Origin of the sequence: Mycobacterium sp. Root265, assembly GCF_001428895.1 — a bacterium.
GTDB lineage: Bacteria > Actinomycetota > Actinomycetes > Mycobacteriales > Mycobacteriaceae > Mycobacterium.
On record NZ_LMJA01000012.1, the window covers coordinates 226,381 to 251,754 of the forward strand.

At 70.1% G+C, this 25,374-nt stretch carries 2 protein-coding genes (1 of these 2 only partly in view); both read right to left on the reverse strand.

Translation table 11 applies throughout. From position 1 onward, the window contains the following. Window positions 1-159: 159 nt before the first annotated feature. A complete protein-coding gene (locus ASE48_RS13315; protein ID WP_235571137.1) occupies window positions 160-3,129 on the reverse strand; it encodes an MMPL/RND family transporter in 2,970 nt (989 codons plus the stop codon). Then, a protein-coding gene (locus tag ASE48_RS13320; protein ID WP_057167572.1) for a non-ribosomal peptide synthetase crosses the window boundary here: on the reverse strand, window positions 3,126-25,374 show its 3' portion. It continues 8,675 nt past the right edge of the window; the window shows 22,249 of its 30,924 coding nt (coding positions 8,676-30,924); the start codon falls outside the window, past its right edge — the gene reads right to left on this strand; the stop codon is at window positions 3,126-3,128. The genes ASE48_RS13315 and ASE48_RS13320 overlap by 4 nt, the downstream gene beginning before the upstream one ends.

Below are 25,374 nucleotides of genomic sequence, written 5' to 3' on the forward strand. Positions count from 1 at the left end.
CTGCCGTTCGTCGGCAGCGCTGCCTACCTCGCTTCAGCCTCGTGGGCCATGATGCGTCCAGACTGATGCCAGGTCGCGAAATCGGCGCTGCGGCCTACCGGGCTTCAGCCGTTCGCGCTACCGGTCATCCAAACTGAGACCACGTACTTCTCGAGGCCACTAGCCGACGGCAACGGGCTCGTTCTCGGACGGTGCCGGACGGTTGCGCGGCCTGCGCCGCCCCGACGGCCACCAGTTGTACTTGCCCACCAGCACCGCCAGCGCGGGCACCGTCAGGGTGCGCACCAGCAGGGTGTCGATCAGCAGACCGACACCGATGATGAAGCCGCCCTGCACCATCGAGCTGATGCTGCTGAAGCACATGGCGAGCATGGGCGCGGCGAAGATCATGCCGGCCGAGGTGATGACGCTGCCGGTGGCGCGGACGGTCTTGATCACTCCCGAGTTGATGCCGTGCGGGGATTCGTCGCGTATCCGGGAGATCAGCAGCATGTTGTAATCCGCGCCGACGGCCACCAGCACGATGAACGCCAGCCCCGGTGTGCTCGCCGCGATGGGCTGATCGAGGATCATCTGGAACACCAGCACGCCGATCCCCAGCGCGGACAGGCACGAAAGAATCACGGTGGCAACCAGATACAGCGGGGCGACGATCGCGCGCAGCAGCAGCACCAGGATCAGGAACACCACCGCGACCGTCATCACCACGATGAACAGCAGATCCTGGTCGTAGTAGTCGCGCAGCTCGCTGTAGTACGGGGTCATCCCCGACATCGAGATGGAGGCATCGGCGAGCACCGTGTTGACCTGTGCGCCCTGAGCGGTGGCCAGGATGGTCTTCACCTGATCCATCGCCCCGGTGTCATACGGGTCCAGGGTGGACTCGACCAGGTAGCGCGCCGAATGCCCGTCCGCGGACACGAACACCTCGACGACGTCCTGGAAGTTCTCGTTGTCCAGGATCTCCGGCGTCACGAAGAACCCGGCGGTGCCCGGGTCGGTGGCGTTGCGTTTCATCGACAGCAGGAAGTCCGACGCGTCCTCCAGGCCGTTGCCGAGCTCACCGGTCTGCTCGTCGAGAGTCTTGACGCCGTCGGCGAGCTGCCTGCTGCCCTCGGCCAGAGCCGCGGCGCCCTGGTCGATCTTGGCGATCTGCTGCTGCAGCCCACCGGATTTCGAAGAGCCCAGCTGGGACAGCACCTTGCCGGCCGCATCCATGGCGGGCTGCACCTTGTCGAGCACCTCGACGACCCGCTGCCAGCGGTCGCGGTCGGACGCGCAGGCCGGGTCCATGTCGCAGTTCGGGTTGTTCTGCAGCGTCCGCACCACGAACCGGGTGAATTCCAGCGATTCCTTGAAGCTGTCCGCGTCCTGCACCACCGGCGCGTCGCCGGGCATCTTGGGTAGCAGGTCGGAGTTGGTGAGCTGGGTGCGCACGTCGGCCATCGTCTTCTTCAGCCCGTCGAACACCGAGGTGGCCTGGGTCAGCTGGCCGCGCACGGTGGCCAGGCTCTCGGCGAGTTTGTCCGCACCCCCGGTCAATTGCGCACGGGCATCGGTGCTTTCGGTGATCTTCGAGGACGCCTCGGCGAGTTTGTCGCCGATCACGCCGGCCTGATAGCTCAGGGTGGCCTGCTCCAGCGGTTCCCCGGTGGGACGGGTGACACCGCGCACCGACTCGATATCGGGCAGCTGGCTGACCCGCTGGGCCATCTGCTCCATATCGGCCAGCGCCTCGGGTGTCCGCAGATCGTGCGGTGACTGGATGAAGATGTACTGCGGGGCGGTGATGCTGGCCGGGAAGTGCTCCTCGATCGCGGCCATCCCGACGTTGCTCTCCGCGGACGGCGGCAGCGCGGTGCGCGCGTCATAGCTGGTGTCCATCGCCAGCACGCACAGCGCCAGCGGCACCAGGATCAGCATGCTGCACACCAGGTGCGCCATCGGTTTGCGCACGATGCGGATCGCGGACCGCCGCCAGAACTGTTTGGTGAGTTCGCGTCGGGGTTTGGCCCATCCGCGCCGGCCGCACAGCACCAGGAACGCGGGCAGCAACGTGACCGAGGCGAAGAACGCCACCGCGATCGAGACGGCCAGCGCGGGCCCGGCGGTGGAGAACACCTTCAGCGTGGTGAACCCCATGCCCAGGAAGGTGACCGCGACGGTCGCCGCCGAGGCGGCGATCACCTTGCCGATCGCGGTGACCGCCCGGGCCACCGCATCGTCGGGCGTCATCCCGGCCCGCAGATATTCGTGGTAGCGACTGATCAGGAAGACGGCGTAGTCCACCCCGGCGCCGATCATCATCGCCGACATGAACACCAGGGTCTGTTGCGAGATCGCCAGCCCCATCTCGGCGAGCCCGGCCACGATCTGCGCCGCGGCCACCTGCGAGATCGAGATCGTCAGCAGCGGCAGCAGCATCGTGACGATGTTGCGATACACCACCAGCAGGATGACCAGCACCACGGCCACGGTGACGGTTTCGATCAACCGTAGGTCCCGCAGCCCGATCGCCTCGCGCTCGGCGACGGTCGCCGTCAGCCCGGTCATGTGCAGCGTCAGGTCGGAGCCCGCGACCGCGTCCTCGACGGTCGTCACCACCCGCTGATAGGCCTCGGTGGACTCCGGTGACCCCAACTCCCCCACAATGCCGACCGGGACGAACCAGGCTCTGTTGTCCTTGCTCTGCATCACATCGCGCAGCGGCGGCTGGGTGATGAAGTCCTGCACCATCACCACATCGCGGACGTTGCCGTGTAACTCGTTCACCAGCCTGCGGTAGACGTCCTCGTCGGCGTCGGTGAGTCCGCCGTCGTTGGTGAGCACCACCAGGGCGATGTTCTGGATGCCCGGCTCACCGAAGGCGGCGGTCATCTGTTTGGTCGCCACCATCACCGCGGAGTCGCTGGGCAGCATCTCCTGATCGCGGTCACTCGCGAGCTGGATCAACGGCGGCAGCGTCGAGGCGAGCACACTGACGAGCACCAACCAGCCCGCGATCACCAGCCACGGTCGCCGCACCACGACGCGGGCGAGCCGCTCGAAGACACCGTTGACCGTCAGCTTCTTCCCGGCCTCGTCGTTGTCCGGCGACTCGGGGCGGTTGCGGGACAGGCTCAGCTTCACGGCGCCTCACGGTCGAGCAGGTGCCGCAGCTGCGGACCGTACAGTTCGAGCGCGTCGGCGCCCAGCATGTCCTGGTGGGTGCAGTCCACCCGGTGCGTGCTGATCGCGCCGCTCACGTGCGGCGCCCAGCGGCGCGCGAGGTAGCCGGCGCGGTCGTCGTCATCGCGTTCGGCGGAGAACACGATCAGTTCGCCCTGGAACACGTCGGCCATGTGTTCACGGTAGAGGCCGATGTTGGTGTCGACGTTGCGCACCATCTGATCGAGCAACGCGGTGGCGTCCAGGCCGTCCTGGGTGCCGAGCAGCTCGTCGACCTGACGACGATCCACCGCGGGGTTGGCCTTGTCGCTCAGCGTCGGTTCGGCGTCGAGCAGGATCAGCCGCGCGACGGTGCCGCCCCGGCGCTGTACCTCCACGGCGATGGCGTGCGCGAGCACACCGCCGTAGGACCAGCCGAGCAGCTGGACGGGTTGCTCGCCTTCGATCCGGTCGGCGTACCGGGCGGCCATCTCCCGCAGCGACGCCGGTGCGTCCTCGGCGACCTGCTGGATGCCGACGATCGGGTTGTCCAGGACGCCGGCGAGCACCTGGTAGTGCCAGCTGACACCGCTGACGGCGTGCGGGACGAACACCGGGGTCCCGTTGCCGTGCTGCAGCACCTGCACGGCGGCGATCTCGTGGCCTGCGCCGCTGCCGCTGTCGAGCTGGATGGCCAGCGCCGCGACGGTCGGCGCCGCGAAGATGGCGGACACCGAAAGATCGCTGCCCAGTTCCTGATTGACCGCGGCGACCAAACGCATCGCGGCGATGCTGTCCCCACCCAGGTCGAAGAACGAATCGTCGGCGCGGACCCCTTCGACACCGAGCACCCGGGCGAACACAGCCGCCAGCGCCTGCTCGGTAGCGGTGTCGGGGGTGCGGGATTCGCCGGCCCGGTATTCCGGGGACGGCAGCGCGCGGGCGTCCAACTTGCCATTGACATTGACCGGCAACGCCGGTACGTCCACGACCGCGGCGGGCACCATGTAGCCGGGCAGCAGATCGGTCAGTGCCGCGCGGACCGCCAGCGGGTCGGCCGTACCGGTGATGTAGCCGACCAGCCTGCGGTCGCCGGGCCGGTCCTCACGCACGATCACCGCCGCCTGCTCGACACCCACCTGTGCCGCCAGAGCCGTACGCACATCGCCGAGTTCGATGCGGAACCCGCGGATCTTGACCTGCTCGTCGGCACGGCCGAGGTGCTCGAGCTGGCCGTCGGCACCCCAGCGCGCCAGATCACCGGTGCGGTACATCCGCTGCCCGGGCGCACCGAACGGGCACGGCACGAAGTGGGTGCCGGTCAGCGCGGGCCGGTTTCCGTAGCCGACGGCGACACCCGTTCCGGCCACGTACAACTCACCGATGACCCCGACGGGCACCGGCCGCAGGAACGCGTCGAGCACGAAGGTCGCCGCGCCCGGCACGGGGACACCGATCGGCATCGGACCGCCCGGCGTCAGCGGGTCGCTGACCGAGGCGTACACGGTGCCTTCGGTCGGGCCGTAGATGTTGACCATGGTGCGACCGTCGGCGCTCCATCGGTCGACGATGCCGGCCTGGCAGGCCTCACCGCCCACCAGCAGGGTCACCGATTCCAGGCCCTCGGGGGCGAGCAGCGCGGCCGCCGACGGGGTCTGGCCCAGCGCGGTGACCTGTTCGGCGATCAACAGGGCGTGGAGGTCCTCCGGTGTCGCGGTGACGGATTCGGGCACCACCACCAGGCGTCCGCCGTGCAGGAGCGCCGCCCACATCTCGCCCACCGAGAAGTCGAACGCGAAGGAGTGGCACAGCGCCCACACCTCGCCGGCGCGGCCCAGGACCGGGGTGGAGAACTGCCCGGTCACGTTGCGGTGGCTGACGAGAACACCTTTGGGGACGCCTGTGGTACCCGAGGTGTAGATGACGTAGGCGATGTCATCCGGTGACGGCCCCGGCGGCGCCGTGGCGGGCTGCATGCCCAGACGTGGGTCGGCCGGGTCGATCACCGGCAGCTCCCCGAAGCGGGTCGCCTGCTCGCGGCCCGTCACCACGGCGACGGGCACGGTGTCGGTGAGCATGAACGTCAGGCGTTCGGCGGGCATGGCCGGGTCGATCGGCAGGTAGGCCGCCCCTGTCTTGAGCACGGCCAGGATGGCGACGATCGCGTCGGTGCACCGCGGGAACATCATCGCAACGAATTGGCCTGGGCCGGCGCCGTGTTCGGCCAGCAGATGCGCCATCCGGTTCGCGGATTCGTCGAGTTCACGGTAGGTCGTCGAGCTACCGTTGAACCGGACGGCCACCGCGTCCGGGGTGCGCGCGGCCTGCGCGGCGAACAGTTCCGGGATGGACGCGGCGGGTGCCGGTGCGGCCAGGACCGGCCGGTGCGCGAACGCGTCGAGCCGGGCATGTTCGGCCTCGTCGAGCAGATCGACGGTGGCCAGCGCCCGGGTGGGGTGGGCGATCATCTCGGCCAGCAACCGCTCGAACCGTGCGATGAACGTGTCGATCTCGGCCGGGGTGAAGATGTCGGTGTCGAACTCCACCCGCAGGCCCAGCTCGTCACCCGGGGACACCTGCACCGTCAGCGGGTAGTGATTCTCTTCGTGCGCCTCGAATTCGGTGATGGCCAGGGCGTCACCGAAACCGGCGGTGGCCGCACCGAGCGGGTAGTTCTCGTAGGCGAACATGGTGTCGAAGAGCTTGTCCTGCCCGGTGACCCGGTGGATCTCGGCGAGCGCCAGGTACTCGTGTTCCAGCGTGGCGTTGTGGGTGTGCTGCATCTGGTCCAGCAGATCGGCGGCGCAGGTGGTGGCGGTGACGGTGGCCCGCACCGGCACCGTGTTGATCATGAGACCGACCATGGCCTCGGCACCGGGCACGTCGGTCGGCCGCCCCGAGACCGGGGTCCCGAAGACGACGTCGTGCCGACCGGTCAGGTGCATCAGCAACTGAGCATAGGCGCTCTGCAGCACGACGTTCACCGTGGTCTGGTGCGCCCGGGCCAGCTCGCCGACGGCGCCGGTGGTCGCCGCGGACAGCTGAACGGAGCGAACGTCCCTGCGCCCCTGCGGGTCCTGGGCGGGGCCGAGCAGGGTCGGGGTGTCGAACCCGGCCAGCACCTCGCCCCAGGCGGCGCGGGCGGCGTCGCGGTCCCGCGTCGCCAGCCAGTTGACGAAGGTCCGGTACGGCACCGCGGCCGGGAGTCGCTGGCCGTGGTAGGCGGCGAAGATCTCGTGCAGCAGGATCGGCAGCGACCAGCCGTCCATCACGATGTGGTGGTTGGTCAGGATCAGCCGGTGCCGCTGGTCGCCGGTACGGATCAGCGCGACACGCACCGGCGTTTGGTGCGCGAGATCGCAGACCGCGACACGTTCGGCGGCCCGCAGCCGCCGGATCTCGGCGTCGTCCGCGATGTCGACGAGCTGCCAGGCGATCTCGGGGTCGGCGGGGACGATCTGCACGGGTTCATCCAGACCGGCTCTGAATCGGGCGGCCAGGTGCGGATGCCGCGCCATGACGGTCCGGACCGCGGCGCGCAGCCGCTCGGCGTCCAGGGTGCCGGTGATGGTCAGATCGAGTTGCACCGCATACAGATCCGCATCGACGTCGGCGGCATCGGCATGGAACAGCAGGCCCTGCTGCAGCGGCGTCAGGGGCAGGACGTCGGCGATCCGGTGTTGCTCCTGGAGCTCGTCGATCTGGGCCTGGCTCAGGCGTGCGGGTGCGATATCCGACGGTGTCAGCCCACCTCCGCCGTTGCGGACATGCGCGCAGATGCCCTGCAGCGCCTCGAACCACAGCAGACTCAACCGGCCGACCTGCTCGTCGTCGAGGATCGAGGGGGCCCACGTCCAGTTGGCATGCAGCTGCGGCCCGTTCGCCCCGTCCACCGTGGCGGCGTTGAGTTCCACGGTGTGCATGAGCGGCATCGGGACCGCGGCACTGGCGGCCGTCGCGTCCGAGGAGCCGTCGGTGGCGATTTGCCACAGTTCGCCGGGCAGTTCCACCCCGCCGCCGAGGCGGCCCAGATAGTTGAAACCGATCGGCGGCTCCGCGCCGTCGAGGTCGACGTCGTCGTTGAGGTAGCGCAACAGTCCGTAGCTCAGCCCGTCGGGGTGTGCCCGCAGCTGTTCCTTGGCATTCTTGAGCAGCGCACCCAGACCGTCGTCACCGGAGACGACCCGCGACCAGGGCAGGTCACCGAGATCGAGGGACACCGGGTACTTGGTGGTGAACCAGCCGACGGTGCGGGACAGATCGATATCGGCTGCCAGTTCCTCGTGGCGGCCGTGTCCTTCGACGTCGATGGCGATGGTGGAGTCGCCGACGAATTCTGCTGCGGCCAGGGCGAACCCGAGCAGCAGGATGTCGTGGATGCCGGCGTGGAACGCGGCCGGAGCGTCACGCAGCAAGGTTTCCACGATGTCCGCGTCATCCAGCGACACCGACAGCCGGCCTGCGGTCTCATAGGTGTCGGCAGCGGTGGGCAGCGCGGCGGGGGCCGACGCGATCCGCCGCCAGGTGTCGGCGTCGGCGAGCACGCCGGCGCTGTGCGCGTGCTCGGCGAGCAACTCGGACCACCGGGCGAACGAGGTTCCGCTGACCGGCAGGGCGGCGGGCTGCCCGTGGTGGTGCCGACCCCAGGCAATGTTGAGGTCTTCCAGCAGGATTCGCCAGGACACCCCGTCCACGGCGAGGTGGTGCACGATCAGCACCAGCTGGCCGGTGCGGCGCGCCCACAGCGCACGCAGCATCGCTCCGTGCTGCGGGTCGAGCTGCGATCGTGCCGCGAGGACCGCGGCCTCGGACACCTCGTCCACCACGTGCAGGCAGTTCGCGGCGGGCACCGCGCCGGGCTCGGGGACCCGCAGGGCGTCGCCGTCGGCGCGCAGCCGCAGCATGGCGTGCCGGTCCAGCAGTGCCTGCAGCAGCACCACGACATCGGCCTCGGTGGCACTGGACGGGGCCTGCAGCACGACGGTCTGGTTGAACTCCTCGGTCGGTCCGTCGACGTCGCTCAGCCACCGCATGATCGGGGTCGCGACGACCGGGCCCAGACCGGGGTCGGTCACGGCCTCGCCGTCGGCGACGCCGACCACCAGCGCCAGCCGGGCCACCGTCTGCTCGACGAAGATGTCGCGCGGACGGCAGGTCAACCCGGCCGCCCGGGCGCGGGCCACCGCCTGCATCGACATGATGCTGTCGCCGCCCAACTCGAAGAACGAATCGTCGACCCCGACGCGGTCCAGTCCGAGGACTTCGGCGTAGATACCGGCCAGCAGTTCCTCGACGGCGGTGCCGGGCGCCCGGTACCGGTCGGGCTGGTCGTAGGTGGGCGCGGGCAGTGCCCGCTTGTCCAGTTTGCCGTTGGGTGTCAGCGGCAGTGTGTCGATGGCGATCACCGCGGCCGGCACCATGTACCCGGGCAGCTGGGTGGTCAGCGCGGCCCGCGCCGCACCGGGATCGGTGCAGCCGGTGACGTATCCGACGAGCCGCTTGTCCCCCGGCCGGTCCTCGCGGGCGACGACGACCGCCTGGTCGACCCCGTCGACCGCGGCCAGCGCCGTCTGCACATCGCCGAGTTCGATTCGGAAACCCCGGATCTTGACCTGTTCGTCGGCCCGGCCCAGATACTGCAGCTGTCCGTCGGCACCCCAGCGCACCAGGTCACCGGTCCGGTACATCCGTTGTCCGGCACCGGCGAACGGGCATGCCACGAACCGGGTTCCGGTCAGCTCGCCCCGTTTGACGTAGCCGGCCGCGACACCGGTTCCGGCGATGTACAACTCACCGACCACGCCGATCGGTACGGGGCGCAGCCATTCGTCGAGGACGAAGGACGCCGCGCCGGGCACCGGGGCGCCGATGGGCACCGCGCGCGTCGCCGTCTCAGATGCCGCCCGCAGCGGGGCGCTGACCGTCGCATAGATGGTGCCCTCGGTGGGCCCGTAGGCGTTGATCATCGTGACGCGGGGCGCCCAGCGATCGACGAGTTCGGCCGGGCAGGCCTCACCGGCCACCACCAGTGTCGTGACGTCCAGCCCGTCCGGTGACAACATCAGTGCCGCCGAGGGGGTTTGAGTCAGCACGGTGACGTGTTCGGCCACCAGCAGGGCGTGCAGATCCTCCGGGGAGCGGGCCACCCATTCGGGGACGATGACCAGCCGTCCGCCGCGCAGCAGCGCGCCGAAGATCTCCCACACCGACACGTCGAAGGCCAGCGAATGCCACTGGCTCCACACGCCCACCGGGGCCAGGCCGTCCCCGGCGGCGCCGAGCAGCCCGATGGCATTGCGGTGCGTGACGGCGACGCCCTTGGGCACACCGGTGGTGCCCGAGGTGTAGATCAGGTAGGCGATGTCCGCGGCCGACGGACCTGGCAGCGCCGTGGCGGGCTGCGCGAGCAAGGCGGGGTCGTCGAGGTCGAGCACGGTGATGTCCGGTCCGGCCAGATCCGCGGTGGCCAGCACCGCCACCGGAGTGGCATCGCCGAGCACGAAGTCGATCCGGGCAGCAGGCAGCGCCGGGTCGATCGGCAGATAGGCCGCACCGGTCTTGAGTACCGCGAGGATCGCGGTGATCGCCTCGGCCGAGCGGTGGAACAGCAGCGCGACCGTCCGGCCGGGGGCCGCACCGCGGTCGGACAGCTGATGCGCCAACCGATTCGACAGGGCATCGAGTTCGGCGTAGGTCCAGCAGCGGCCCTCGTCGGTGAGCGCGACCGCATCCGGGGTGCGGGCGGCCTGCGCGCTGAACGACTCCGACAACGAGACCGGCGCATCCGGCGCACCGTCGAGTGCCGCGCGGTGCCCGAGTTCGTCGAGGCGCGCGCGCTCGGGCTCGTCGAGCAGGCTCACCGCCGACAGCGGGCGGTCCGGGTCGGCGGTGGCGGCGGTCAGCATGCGTTCCAGCCGCCCGATCAGGGTTTCGACGGTGCCGGCGTCGAACACATCGGTGCGGAACTCCACCTCGCCGCCGATACCGGCGGGCGCTCCGGTGTCGGTCCACCGCTCGGCCAGGGAGAAGGTGAGGTCCATCCGGGCGGACTGCGTGCTCAACGGAACCGGAGCGACATCAACGCCTTTCAGCCCGGGTCCGGCGGCGGCGTCGTTGTGTCCGGCGAAGTTCTGCCAGGCCAGCATGACCTGGACCAGGGGGTGATGGGTGAGGCTGCGGGCCGGGTTGAGGCGCTCGACGAGCACCTCGAACGGGACGTCCTGATTCTCGAAGGCCTCCAGGCTGCGGGTGCGGACCTGCGCCAGCAGATCGGCGAAGCTGGGATCGTCGGAGACGTCGGCGCGCAGCACCATGGTGTTGACGAAGAAGCCGACCAGGTCATCGAGCTTGGTGTCGCGCCGACCGGCGATCGGGAATCCCACCGCCACATCGGAACTCGCGGTGACCTTGGCCAGCAGGGCCATCAGAGCGCTCTGCACCACCATGAACGGCGTCGCGTTGTGCTGGCGGGCCACCCGGGCGATCTGCTCCTGCAGGCCGGCCGGCCAGTGCACGCTCACGGTGTCACCGGCCATGTCGGCGATCAGCGGGTAGGGCCGGTCGGTGGGCAGCTCGAGGCGCTCGGGCATCGCGGCAAGCGTCTGCTCCCAGTAGTCCAGCTGCGCCGCGACCCGGCTCTGGCTGTCCTGCAGATCGCCGAATTGGGCGCGCTGCCAAAGGGTGTAGTCGACGTACTGGACCGGCAGCGGCTCCCAGTCCGGGGCGTGGCCGGCGCACCGGTCGGCGTAGGCCAGGCTCAGGTCGGCGACCAGCGGCCGCAGCGACCAGCCGTCCGCGGCGATGTGGTGCAGCACGGTGACCAGGACGTGGTCGTCGGCGCTGATGCGGAACAGCTGGGCGCGCAGCGGGATGTCGACGGACAGGTCGAAGGTCCGGCGGGCCGCCTCCTGCAGCCCCGCATCGAGCCTGCCCGGCGACCACCCGCTCGCATCAACGATGTGCCAACCGAAATCGGCGCGCTCGGCCGGGATCACCACCTGCTGCGGGGTGCCGGCCGGCGCCACGAACAGCGTGCGCAGGCTTTCGTGCCGGGTGACCACATCGGCCAGGGCGGCCTCCAGCGCGTCGACGTCCAGCGGGCCGGTGCAGCGCAGGGCGACGGCCATGTTGTACACCGCCGACGGGCCCTGCACCTGGTCGACGAGCCACAACCTGTTCTGCGCGAACGACAGCGGGATCTCGGTGGGTCGTTGCGCCACCACCAGCGGTTCGCGCCGGACCGCACCGTGATCCACACGCTGCGCCAGCTGCGCGACGGTGGGCGCCTCGAACACCGCCCGGACCGGCAGGTCGATATCGAGGGCGGCGTTGATCTCGGCGATCAGCCGCATGCTGGACAGCGAATCCCCGCCGAGGTCGAAGAACGAGTCCTCCACGCCGACCCGGTCGAGGCCGAGCACGCGGGCGAAGACACCCGCCAGGACCTCCTCGGCGAGGTTGGCCGGTGCCCGCTGCGGGCCTGCCGCGTAATCGGGCTCCGGGAGGGCGCGCACGTCGAGCTTGCCGCTGACGGTGACGGGCAGCGCCTCGATCCGCGCCACCGCGGAGGGCACCATGTAGGCCGGAAGCCGTTGCGCCAGCACCGCGCGGGCCTCGGCGGCGTCCGCGGTGCCGGTGATGTAGCCGACCAGGCGCCGGCGACCGGCATCGTCGGCCCGCACGACCACCACGGCCTGGTCGACCCCGTCGACCGCGGCCAGCGCGGACCGCACCTCGCCGAGTTCGATGCGGTAACCGCGGATCTTCACCTGCTCGTCGGCGCGGCCCAGATACTGCAGCTGCCCGTCGGGGCCCCAGCGAACCAGGTCCCCGGTGCGGTACATCCGTTGCCCCGCGGTCCCGAACGGGCACGGCAGGAACCGTGTCGCGGTGAGGGCATGCCGGTTCCAGTAGCCGACGCTGACCCCGTCACCGGCGACGTACAGTTCGCCGACGGCTCCGGGCCGCACGGGTTGCAGCCCGTCATCGAGCACGAACAGGGCGGCACCGCGTGGCGGCGCACCGATCGGCGGGACCCCGGACCCCGGGTGCAGCGGCGCGCTGGCCGAGGCCCAGATGGTGGTCTCGGTCGGGCCGTACAGGTTGACCATGACCCGGCCGGTCTGCGCCGTCCAGCGGTCCACCAGTTCCGGTGGGCAGGCCTCGGCGCCGATCATCAGCGCCACCGATTCCAGGCCGTCGGTGGGCAGCATCGCTGCGGCCGAAGGTGTCTGGCACAGCACGGTCACGCCTTCACGGACCAGTATGTCGTGGAACTCGGTGGCCGAGCGGGCGGCCTCGTCGGGTACCACCACCAGACGGGCGCCGTGCAGCAGGGCGCCCCAGATCTCCCACACCGAGAAATCGAAGGCATAGGAGTGGAACTGCGACCACACCTGTTCGGAGTTCAGGTCGATACCGATCTGCACGTCGTCGAACAGCTGGGTCAGGTTGCGGTGCGCAAGCGCAACGCCTTTGGGCCTGCCGGTGGTCCCGGAGGTGTACATGACATAGGCAATGTCATCGGGGTGCGGTCCGGGCAGCTCGGAGACCTCCGCGAGGTGCGCGGCGTGCACATCGATGATCCGCAGGTCGTGACCGTCGAACCGGTCGGCGAGGCCGGCGGTGGTGACCGCGGCCACCGGCGCGGTGTCGGAGACCATGAACGCGATGCGCGCCGACGGCATGACCGGATCCATCGGCAGGTACGCGGCCCCCGATTTCAGCACGGCCAGGATAGCCACCACGGCCTCGGCGGAGCGCGGAACCAGCAGCGCTACCGTGCGGCCGGGTCCGGCACCGGCGGTCACCAGCCGTTGCGCCAACCGGTCGGAGGCATCGTCCAGTTCGGCGTAGGTGAGCGAGATGTCACCGCACACCACGGCCACCCGATGCGGCGCCCGGGTGACCTGGCCGCGGAACCGGTCGGGGATCGTGGTGGCGGCCACCGACCGGCTCAGCGCCGCCCGGTTACCCCAGCGGTCCAGCGTGACCTGCTCTTCGGTGTCCGCGGCGGTGAGATCCGACAACGGTCGCGCGGGATCGGTCGTCATCGCGAGCAGCACCCGGGTGAATCGTTCGGTCAGCGCGGTGATGTCCTCGGCGCCGAACACCTCGGTGTCGTACTCGATGCGCAGCGTCAGATCCCGGCCGGGCTGGGCCTGCACGGTGAGGGGGTAATGGCTGGACTCCCGGGTGCTGACGTCGGTGACGCTCAGCTCGTGATCACCGGACAGTGCCGCGGTGTCCACCGGATAGTTCTCGTAGGCGAACATGGTGTCGAAGAGCTGGTCGTGCCCGGTGACCCGGTGAATGTCGTTGAGCGACAGGTGCTGCTGGTCGAGGGTGTCGTTGTACGCACCGTGCAGCTGCTCGAGCAGGTCGACTGTGGAGGTGGCCGGGGTGATGCGCGCCCGCACCGGAAGCGTGTTGATGAACAGGCCGATCATGGATTGGACGCCGGGGACCTCGGCGGGCCTACCGGACACCGTGGTGCCGAAGGCGACATCACGACGGCCGGTGAGCCAGCACAGCACCTGCGCGTACCCAGCCTGCAGCACGGTGTTGACGGTGGTGTGCCGGGCCCGCGCCAAAGCGGCCACCGCGTCGGCAACTCCGTCGGCCAGGGTGACGGTGTCCACGCGGCGCGGCCCGGGGCGGGTCCGGTCCGCTGGACCCACCAGGGTGGGCTCGTCGAAGCCGGCGAAGAGTTCACCCCACACGGCACGCGCCGCATCGAGGTCACGGCCGGCCAGCCAGGTGAGGTAGCGGCGGTACGGCGTGGCAGCGGGCAGCCGGTGCCCGTGGTAGCCGGCGAAGATCTCCCCCAGCAGGATCGGCATGGACCAGCCGTCCAGCACGATGTGGTGATTGGTCAGCACGAACCGATGGCGTTCTGCCCCAAGCCGGATCAGCGTGGTGCGGAAGACGGTCTTCTCGGTGAGGTCGCAGACCGCGGCGCGCTCGGCCGCGCAGATCCGGTCGACCTCGACCGGATCCGGGTCGGCGGCGAGATCCACCTGCCGCCAGGCCGCGGTGGGCTGGGCGGGGATGATCTGTATCGGCGGCGACGCGTGGAAGCGTGCGGCGAGGTGTGGGTGGCGCTTGACCACGCCGCGCACCGCGGCCCGCAGCCGCTCCGCGTCGAGCGGGCCGACCAGTTCGATGGCGACCTGCCCGGCGTACAGATCGTCGGTGCCCTCGGCGGTGGTGGCGTGGAACAACAGACCCTGCTGGACCGGTGTCAGCGGCAGCATGTCGGCGATCCGGTAGCGGTGTTGCAGTTCGTCGATCTGCTGCTGGCTCAGCTGCGCGGGGAAGATATCGGACGGGGTGAGGCCTCCCCCACCGGCCCGCACGTGCGCACAGATCCCGGCCAGGGCCTCGAACCACAGCCGGCTCAGCCGGGACACCTGCGCCTCGTCGAGTGCCGAAGGCGCCCAGGTCCATCCGGCGTGCAGCCGGGGACCGTCGGCCCCGTCCACCGTCGCGGCGTTGAGTTCCAGGGTGTGCATGAGCGGCATGGCGATGGCCGAGGCCGACTCGGTGAGCGACCAGTCCTCGCTCGGCCGCCACAGCTCGGAGAGATCCGACGTGCCCGTCTGCCGCCCCAGATAGTTGAAGCCGATGGTCGGCTCGGGCGCCGTCAGGTGGACCTCATCGTTGAGATAGCGCAGCAGGCCGTAGCTCAGCGCGTCGGGCAGGGCCCGCAACTGTTCCTTGGCGTCCTTGATCACCGCGCCGAGTGCGGTGTCACCGGAGATGATCTGCGCCCAGGACAGCTCCCCAGCGCTCAGTTCGAGGGCCACCGGGGACTTCGTGGTGAACCAGCCGACGGTGCGGGACAGATCGAGATCGGCGGCGAGTTCCTCGTGGCGGCCGTGGCCCTCGACGTCGATGGCGATCGACGTCTGGGCGGTGAACTCCGCCGCGGCCAGGGCGAACCCGATCAGCAGGATGTCCTGGATCCCGGTATGGAACGCTGCCGGTGCGGCGGTCAGCAGGATGTCGGTGGTCTCGGTGTCCAGCTGTGCCGACATCCGGCCGGCGGTGGCGAAGGTGTCGGTGCCCGAACGTAGCGCGGGGAGCACCGAGGGTGTCTGCGCGACCCGCTGCCATGTCTCGGTGTGCGCGACGATCTCCGGCCGGTGCGCATGGTCGGTGAGCACCGCCGCCCACCGCTGGATCGAGGTGCCGCCGGCGGGCAGCTGTACCGGCTCCCCGGTCTGCAGCTGGGACCAGGCGATATTGATGTCTTCCAGCAGGATTCGCCAGGACGCGGCATCGACCGCCAGGTGATGGATCATCACCGCCAGCTGTCCGGTGCTGGGTACCCACAGTGCGCGCAGCATCGCACCGGTGGCGGGGTCGAGTCCCGACCGGGCTTCGGCGAGTACCTCGTCGGTGAGGGCGCCGGCGTTGTGCAGGCAGTCGCGCGCGTCCACCGTTCCCGGTGGGTCCACCTGCAGGCCGGTGAGCTCACTGACCCGCAGCCGCAGCGCGCCGTGCCGGTCCAGCAGGGTCTGCAGCACCGCCAGCACATCGGCTTCGATGGCGCCCGCCGGCGCCTGCACCAGCATCGTCTGGTTGAACTCGGCAGTCGGTCCGTCAACCTCGTTGAGCCACCGCATGATCGGGGTCGCCGGCATCGGCCCGAAGCCCTCGTCGGCGACGGTATCGGTCTGGGCCGTCTCGACCACCCGGGCCAGCCGGGCCACCGTCTGTTCGACGAAGATGTCCCGGGTCCGGCAGGTCAGTCCGGCGGCCCGGGCCCGCGTCACGACCTGCATCGAGGAGATGCTGTCGCCGCCGAGATCGAAGAACGACTCGTCGACGCCCACCCGGTCGGCGCCGAGCACGTCGGCGTAGATGCCGGCCAGGACTTCCTCGACCGTGTTGCTCGGCGCCGCGTACTCGCCGCTGGTGTACTCGGGGGCCGGCAACGCACGCACATCGAGCTTGCCGTTGGGGGTGAGTGGCAGTTCGGCAACGGTGATCACCGCCGCCGGGATCATGTACCCCGGAAGGGTGTCGGCGAGCCCGGCGCGCACCGCCGTCGGGTCGGCTGTGCCGGTGATGTAACCGACCAGGCGTTTGTCCCCTGGGCGGTCCTCACGGGCGATCACCACGGCCTGGTCTACCCCGGTCCGGCCCGCCAAAGCGGTTTGTACATCGCCCAATTCGATCCGGTAGCCGCGAATCTTCACCTGCTCATCGGCACGACCGAGATAGTCCAGCTGTCCGTCGGCGCGCCACCGCACCAGATCCCCGGTGCGGTACATCCGCGCGCCGGCACCGGCGAACGGGCACGCCACGAACCGCGCGGCACTCAGCCCGCCACGGTTCACATAGCCGGCCGCAACGCCGCCGCCGGCAATGTACAGCTCACCGATCACGCCGGCCGGGACCGGCCGCAGCCAGGCGTCGAGCACGAACAGCGCGGCGCCGCCGGCCGGGGATCCGATCGGCACGACCGCCGTCGGCTCCGGTGTCAGTGGCGCGCTGATGGATGCGTAGATGGTGCCCTCGGTGGGACCGTAGGCGTTGATCACCGTTCTCGGCGCCCAGCGGTCGACCAGTTCGGCCGGGCAGGCCTCGCCGGCCACCACCAGTGTCACCCCGTCGAGACCGTCCGGCGCGAGAGCACCTGCCGCCGAGGGAGTCTGGCTCAGGACGGTCACCTGCTCGTCGAGGAGCAGTGTGCGCAGGTCCTCGGGTGCGCGTGCCACCGATTCGGGGATCACCACCAGCCGTCCGCCCTGCAGCAGTGCACCGAAGATCTCCCAGACCGAGACGTCGAAGGCCAGCGAGTGCCACTGCGACCAGACTCCGGTGCGGGGCAGCCCGGAATCCGGTGCGGTCAGCAGCGCTGTCACGTTGCGGTGGCTGACGGCAACGCCTTTGGGCACTCCGGTGGTGCCCGAGGTGTAGATCAGGTACGCCAGATCGTCGGCGGCAGGTGCCGGCAGCGCGGTGTTGGGGTGATCGGCGACGGCGGCGTCGTGCACGTCGATGATGACGCCGTCATAGTCGGTCAGTTGTGCGCTGAGTGCGGCGGTGGTGACGACGGCCACCGGTGCGGCATCGCCCAGTACCACCGTGATCCGGGCCGGCGGCAGCGCCGGGTCGAGCGGCAGATAGGCGGCACCGGATTTGAGCACCGCCAGGATCGTGATGATCGCCTCGGCGGAACGTGGCATCAGTAGGGCCACCGTCCGCCCGGGCCGGGCCCCTTGTGCGGTGAGCAGATTCGCCATCCGGTTGGCGGCGTCGTCCAGTTCGGCGTAGGTCAGCGACCGGCCGTCGGTCCATCCCCCGTCGCTCTGCTCGCCCTGGCAACGCAGCGCCACCGCATCCGGGTCGCGGGCGACCGCCGCGGTGAACAGTTCCGGTATCGACGCATCCGAGACGGCCCGGGTGAACACGTCGCGGTGGCTCAGCGCGTCGAGGCGTTCCCGTTCGGCGTCGTCGAGCAGGTCCACCGCCGACAGCGCCAGGGCGGGCGCGGCGGTGGTGGCGGCCAGCACCCGCTCAAGGCGGTCGATCAGGGTCTCGATGGTGGCGGCATCGAACACATCCGTGCGGTATTCGACGGTGCCGCCGATCCCGGCCGGCTCGCCGTCCTCGGTCCACAACTCGCCCAGGGAGAAGGTGAGGTCCATGCGCGCGGTCTTGGTGTCCACCGGCAGCGGTTCGATCTGCAGCCCGCCCAGCGCCAGACCCGAGGTGGTCTGCCGGTGACCGGGCAGGTTCTGCCAGGCGAGCAGCACCTGCACCAGCGGATGATGGCTCAGGTTGCGGGTCGGGTTGAGCCGCTCCACGAGCACGTCGAAGGACACGTCCTGGTTCTCGTAGGCGGCCAGGCTGCGCTGCTGCACCTGCGCCAGCAGGTCGGCGAAGGTGGGGTCGCCGTCGATCTCGACCCGCAGCACCAGGGTGTTGACGAAGAATCCGACCAGGTCGTCGAGCGCGGCGTCGCGGCGGCCCGCGACCGGAACACCGACTGCCACATCGGAGGTCGCGCCGATCTTGCTCAGCAGCAGGGTGAGCGCCGTCTGCACCACCATGAAGCTGGTCGCGTTGTGTTCGCGGGCGATCCGGGCGATGCGGCGCTGCAACTCGGCGGGCCAGGCGACCGCGACGACGGCTCCGCGCTGCCCGGCGACCAGGGGGTAGGGACGGTCGGTGGGCAGCTGCAGCCGCTCGGGCAGGCCGGCCAGCGCGCTCTCCCAGTAGGCCAGTTGCCCGGCGATGGCGCTGTCCGCGGTGTCCAGTTCGCCGAATTGTGCTCGCTGCCAGAGGGTGTAGTCCACATACTGCACCGGTAGCGGCACCCAGTCCGGGGCCTGCCCGGCGCTTCGGCTTGCGTAGGCCACGCTGAGGTCCCGGGCCAGCGGTGTCATCGACCAGCCGTCGGCGGCGATGTGGTGTACCGCTGCCACCAGTACGTGCACATCGGGTTGCACCCGGAAGAGACCGGCCCGCAAGGGGATCTCGGCGGACAGGTCGAAGGCGTAGCGCGCGGCGGCGCCGACCGCCTCATCCAGCCGGCCTGCCGGCCAGTCGGTGGCATCGGTGAACTGCCAACCACATTCGGCCCGGTCCGCCGGCAGCACCACCTGCTGCGGTATCCCGTCGGGTGCCACCAGCAGGGTGCGCAGGCTCTCGTGCCGGGCGATGACGTCGTTCAGCGCGGCGTGCAGCGCATCGATGTCGAGGTCGCCGCGCAGCCGCAGTGTCGTCGCCATGTTGTACACCGCCGACGGGCCCTGCAACTGCTCGAGGAACCACAACCTGTTCTGCGCGAACGACAGCGGGATGACCGCGGGACGGTCGCCGGCCACCAGCGGCTCCAGCCGTCCAGCGTCCTCAACGATGCGCGGTGCCAGCTCCGCGACGGTGGGCGCCTCGAAGATGGTGCGCACCGCGAGGTTGGCGTGCAGGCTGCTGTTGATGGCGGCGATCAGCCGCATGGCAGTGATGCTGTCACCGCCGAGGTCGAAGAAGGAATCGTCGGAACCGACCCGCTCCACGCCGAGAAGCTGGGCATAGATACCGGCCAGGATCTCTTCGACGGCGCCGGTCGGGGCGCGGTACACCCCGGCGGCGTAATCGGGCGCCGGCAGCGCCCGGGTGTCGAGTTTGCCGTTGGCGGTGAGCGGCAGCGCCGCCAGCACCACGATGGCGGCGGGAACCATGTACGCGGGCAGCCGGGTACTGAGCGCGGCACGCACATCCACCGGGTCCACGGTGCCGGTGAGGTAACCGACCAGGCGCTTGTCCCCGGGACGGTCCTCACGGGCGATGACGACAGCCTGGTCCACCCCGGCCACGTCCGCCAAAGCGGTCTGCACATCGCCCAATTCGATGCGGTAGCCGCGAATCTTCACCTGCTCATCGGCACGGCCCAGATAATCCAGCTGACCGTCGGCACGCCAGCGCACCAGATCCCCGGTGCGATACATCCGCCCGCCTACGCCGGCGAACGGGCACGCCACGAAGTGCGAGCCGGTCAGCGATCCGCGGCCCAGATATCCTGCGCCCAGTCCGGCACCGGCCACATACAGTTCGCCGACCACGCCGACCGGCACCGGGCGCAGCCAGGCGTCCAGCACGAACAGCGCGGCCTGCGAGACCGGTGATCCGATCGGCACATTGCCCGGCTCGGCGCCCAGCGGGGCGCTGATCGTGACGCACATGGTGGTCTCGGTGGGGCCGTAGGCGTTCAGCATGGTCCGCCCGCCGGAGGTCCACTTCTGCACCACCTCCGGTGAGCAGGCCTCGCCAACGGCGACCAGCACGGTCGATTCCAGCCCTTCGGTCGGTAGCACCGCTGCCGCCGAGGGGGTTTGGGTGAGGACGGTGACGCCCTCGGCGACGATCACCGCGTGCAGTTCCTCGACATCCGGGACCACCACGACGCGGCCGCCGCGCAGCAGTGGCGCGAAGATCTCCCAGACGGACACGTCGAAGGCCAGCGAGTGCGCGTGGCTCCAAACCGAACCCTCGGGCAGCCCGCGGTGCGGTGCCCCGAGCAGCTGGCTGACATTGGCGTGGGTCAGCCCGACGCCCTTCGGCACGCCGGTGGTACCCGAGGTGTAGATCAGGTAGGCGAGGTTGTCGGCGGCCGGCACCGGCAGCGGCGTGCTGACACCGCCGTCGGGCATGGCGTCGATGTCGATCACCGCGCCGCCGAAACCTGCCAGCAGGCCACCGAATTCGCGGTCGGACGCCGCGGCGACCGGTGTGGCGTCGGACAGCACGAACGCGATGCGTTCGGCGGGCCAGGCCGGGTCGATCGGCAGGTAGGCCGCCCCGGTCTTGAGAATGGCCAGGATCGCGGAGATCGCCTCGGCCGAACGCGTCAGCAGCAGCGCCACGGTCTGCCCCGGTCCCGCACCGTGCCGGATCAGCAGGTGCGCCAACCGATTCGACGCGTCGTCGAGGGCTGCGTAGGTGAGCGACCGGTCGCCGCTGACCGCCACCGCGTCGGGGGTGCGCGCGACGTGTCGGCCGAACAGTTCCGGTATCGAGATTCCGGTGGGGGCGCCGTCGAGCGCGGCCATGTTGCCGAATGCGCGCAGCCGTGACATCTCGTCGTCATCGAGGACATTCAGCGCCGCCAGCGTCCGCGCGGGATCGGCGGTCATCTCCGTCAGCACCCGGCCCAGGCGATCGACGAGGGCGGTCACGGTTGCCGCGTCGAACACGTCGGTGCGGAACTCGACGATGCCGCCGATGCCGGCGGGGTCTCCGGTTTCCGTCCAGCGTTCGGCGAGGGAGAACGCCAGATCCATGCGCGCGGTGTGGGTGTCGACCGGCAGCGGGGTGATCTCCAGGTCGCCGAGCACCAGCCCGGCAGCGGTGTCGGCGTGCTGCCAGGGCAGGTTCTGCCAGCCCAGCATGACCTGGATCAACGGGTGATGGGTGAGGCTGCGGGCGGGATTGAGCCGTTCGACCAGTACCTCGAACGGCACGTCCTGATGTTCGTAGGCGGCCAGGCTGCTGGTGCGCACCCGCTCCACCAGATCGGCGACCGACGGATTGCCTGCGAAATCGACACGGAGCACCAGGGTGTTGACGAAGAAGCCGACGAGATCGTCGAGGGCGGTGTCGGAGCGTCCCGCGATCGGGAATCCCACGGCCACATCGGAGCTGGCGCTCAGCTTTGACAGCAGCACCGCCAGGGCGGCCTGCACGACCATGAAGCTGGTGGCGTTGTGCGCGGTGGCGACCCGGGCGATCTGCTGCTGCAACTCGGCGGGCCAGTCGACATCGACGGTGGCGCCGCGGTGGTCCGCCACCGCCGGGTACGGGCGGTCCGTAGGCAGATCGAGGTGCTCCGGTATCCCGGTCAGGGCCTCTTCCCAGTACCCCAGCTGCTCGCTGATCGGGCTGTCCGGGTCGCCGAGCTCACCCAGTTCGCCGCGCTGCCACAGGGTGTAATCGACGTACTGCACCGACAGCGGTTCCCACTGTGGCGGTTTCCCGGCGGACCGGCTCGCGTAGGCGGTGCCCAGGTCGGTGACCAAGGGCCGCAGCGACCATCCGTCGGCCGCGATGTGGTGTACCACGGCCACCAGCAGGTGCTCCTCCGCAGCGACACGGAAAAGACCGGCGCGCAGCGGTATCTCGGACGCCAGGTCGAAGGCGTACTCGGCCACCGCACTCACGGCCTCGTCCAGCCGGTCGGCCGTCCAGCCGGTGGCATCGACGGTGTCCCAGCCGATCTCGATGGCGTCGGCCGGGAGAATCACCTGTTGCGGGATGCCCTGCGCCGAGGCGAAGATGGTGCGCAGGCTCTCGTGCCGGGCCACCACGTCGGCCATCGCGGCGCGCAGCGCGTCAATGTCGAGCCGGCCGCGCAGCCGCAGCGCGACGGCAATGTTGTAGATGGGTGACGGGCCCTGTAGCTGGTCGACGATCCACAACCGGTTCTGCGCGAAGGACAGCGGGATCGCCGGCGGTCGCTCGGCCGGCACCAGGGGCGCCTTACGGGAACCGCCGAGATCGACCCGCAGTGCCAGCTGGGCGACGGTGGGCGCCTCGAAGACCGTGCGGACCGGCAGGTCGGCGCTCAGCGCGGTGTTGACGGCCGTGATGAGCCGCATGGTGGACAGCGAGTCGCCACCCAGGTCGAAGAACGAGTCGTCGACGCCGACCCGCTCCACACCGAGGGTTTCGGCGAAGATGTCGGCGAGGGTCCGCTCGACCGCCCCGGCGGGCGCCCGGTAGCGGGTGGTCTCGTGGTAATCCGGCGCCGGCAGCGCCCGGGTGTCAAGCTTGCCGTTCACCGTGACCGGCATCTCCGGCACGCCGATCACCGTGGACGGGACCATGTAGCCCGGCAGCCGTTCGGCCAGGGCGGCTCGTGCGGTGAGCGGGTCCGCGGAACCGGTGATGTAACCCACCAGCCGTTTGTCGCCGGGGGTGTCTTCGCGGGCGATGACGACGGCTTGTTCCACGCCATCCACCGCGGCCAGCGCGGATCGCACCTCGCCGAGTTCGATGCGGTAGCCGCGGACCTTCACCTGCTCATCGGCGCGGCCGAAGTAGTCGAGCTGGCCGTCGGCGCGCCAGGAGACCAGGTCGCCGGTGCGATACATCCGGGTGCCCGGTTCGCCGAACGGGCAGGCCATGAAACGGGTTGCGGTCAAGGAGGTCCGGCGCCAGTACCCGGCTCCCACGCCGCGGCCCGCCAGATACAGCTCACCGACCACCCCGGGCGGCACCGGCCGCAGCCATTCGTCGAGCACGAAGAACGCGGCGCCCGCGGTCGGGGAACCGATCGGCGGTGCACCGGACCCGGCGGCCAGCGGGGTGCTCTTGCAGGCCCACATGGTGGTCTCGGTCGGGCCGTAGACGTTGACCATGACGCGCCCGGGCGCCCATCGGTCCACGAGTTCCGGCGCGCAGGCCTCCGCGCCGATCACCAGTGCCGCATCCACGCCCTCGGTGGGCAGTACCGCTGCCGCCGAGGGGGTCTGGGTCAGCACGGTGACCTGCTCGCTGATCAGCAGGGCGTGGAAGTCCGGCGCGGAACGGGCAATGTCGTCGGGCACCACGACCAGGCGTCCGCCGTGCAGCAGCGCCGCCCAGATCTCCCACACCGAGAAATCGAAGGCATAGGAGTGGAACTGGGTCCAGACCTGTCCCGGTGAGAGTTCGATACCGATGTCGAGTCCGTCGAACAGCTGGACCACATTGCCGTGGTTGACGGCAACACCTTTGGGAACGCCGGTGGTGCCGGAGGTGTAGATGATGTGCGCGATGTCCTCGGGGGTGGGTCCGTCGGGCACGGGGGTCGCCGTCACGGCGCGGGTGGGGTCGGCGCAGTCGTCGCATTCGATGACCTGGACTCCGGCAACCCGGCCGGCCAGCGCCGCGGTGGTCATGACGGCGACCGGGCCAGCGTCGTCGAGCATGAAATCGATGCGGGCCGGCGGCAGGGCGGGATCCATCGGCAGGTAGGCCGCACCGGATTTGAGCACCGCCAGGATCGCCACGATCGCCTCGGCGGACTTCGGGAACAACAGCGCCACACACCGTCCCGGACCCGCGCGCCGGGCGATGAGCAGTTGTGCCAGGCGGTTGGCGGCCTGGTCCAGATCGGTGTAGGTCAGCGATCGTCCACCGTGCACCACCGCGACGGCATCCGGTGTGCGGGCGACCTGCGCGCTGAATCTGGCCGGTACGGTCGACCCGGCGTAGGGCACGCCCAGGACCGTGCGGTTGCCCCACTGATCGAGCCGGGCCCGTTCGCCGTCGTCGAGCAGATCCATCGAGGACAGCCGGCGCCGCGGGTCGGTGGTGAGTGCCGAGAGCAGCCGCTCCAACCGGCCGACCAGGGCGTGCACGCCTGCGGCATCGAAGATGTCGGTGCGGTATTCGACAGTGACGTCCAGACCGTCGGGGTCGCCGTCGGTGGTCCAGCGCTCGCCCAGCGAGAACGCCAGGTCCATGCGGGCGGTCTCGGTATCCACCTGCAGCGGGGTCACCTGAAGGTCCCCGAGCGCCAGTCCGGCGGCATCGCCGGGCTGCCAGGCGAAGTTCTGCCAGCCCAGCAGCACCTGGACCAGCGGGTGCCGGGTCAGGCTGCGCGCCGGGTTCAGCCGCTCGACGAGCACTTCGAAGGGCACATCCTGATGCTCATAGGCGGCCAGGCTGCGCCCGCGCACCTGTGCCAGCAGGTCGGCGAAGGTGGGGTCGCCCGCCACGTCGACGCGCAGCACCAGCGTATTGACGAAGAAGCCGACCAATTCGTCGAGCGCGGTATCGCGCCGCCCGGCGATCGGAAAGCCCACCGCCACATCGGTTGTCGCGCTGATCTCGGCCAGCAGCGCGGCGAACGCCGCCTGGATGACCATGAAGCTGGTGGCGTTGTGTTCGCGGGCCACCCGGCGCACCTGTTGCTGCAGGTCGACCGGCCACTGCAGGGCCACCCGGGCACCGTGATGATCGGCCACCGGCGGGTACGGGCGGTCGGTGGGAAGCTGCAGCTGCTCGGGCATCCCGGCCAGGGCGGTCTCCCAGTAGGCCAGCTGCGCGGCGATCGGGCTCTGATCGTCGTCGAACTCGCCCAGTTGGGTGCGCTGCCAGAGCGTGTAGTCGACGTACTGGACGGGCAGCGGTGCCCATCCCGGTGCCTGGCCCACATATCTGCTGGCGTAGGCCAATCCGAGATCGCGCACCAGCGGAGTGACCGACCAGCCGTCGGCGGCGATGTGGTGTACGACGGCCACCAGGATGTGTTCGCCGTCGCTGAGGCGGAAGAGTGAGGCATGGAACGGGATGTCGGTGGCCAGATCGAAGGTGTGCCGCGCCGCGGCGTCCACCGCGTCGTCGAGCTGACCGGCCGGCCACCGACCGGCATCGACGGTGTCCCAGCCGATGTCGGCGTCCTCGGCGGGGATGACGACCTGCTGGGCCGTTCCCTGCGGTGCCACGAACCGGGTGCGCAGTGATTCGTGACGGGCCACCACATCGTTGAGCGCGAGCCGCAGCGCGTCGGCGTCCAGGTGCCCGCGCAGCCGCAGGGCCACCGCGAGGTTGTAGATCGGTGACGGTCCCTGTAGTTGGTCGAAGAACCACAACCTGTTCTGCGCGAAGGACAACGGGATGACGTCGGGCCGGTCGGCGGCCACCAGTGGCTCCAGCCGTCCGGCGTCGCCGCCGATGCGCGGCGCCAGCTCCGCGACGGTCGGCGCCTCGAAGATGGTGCGCACCGAC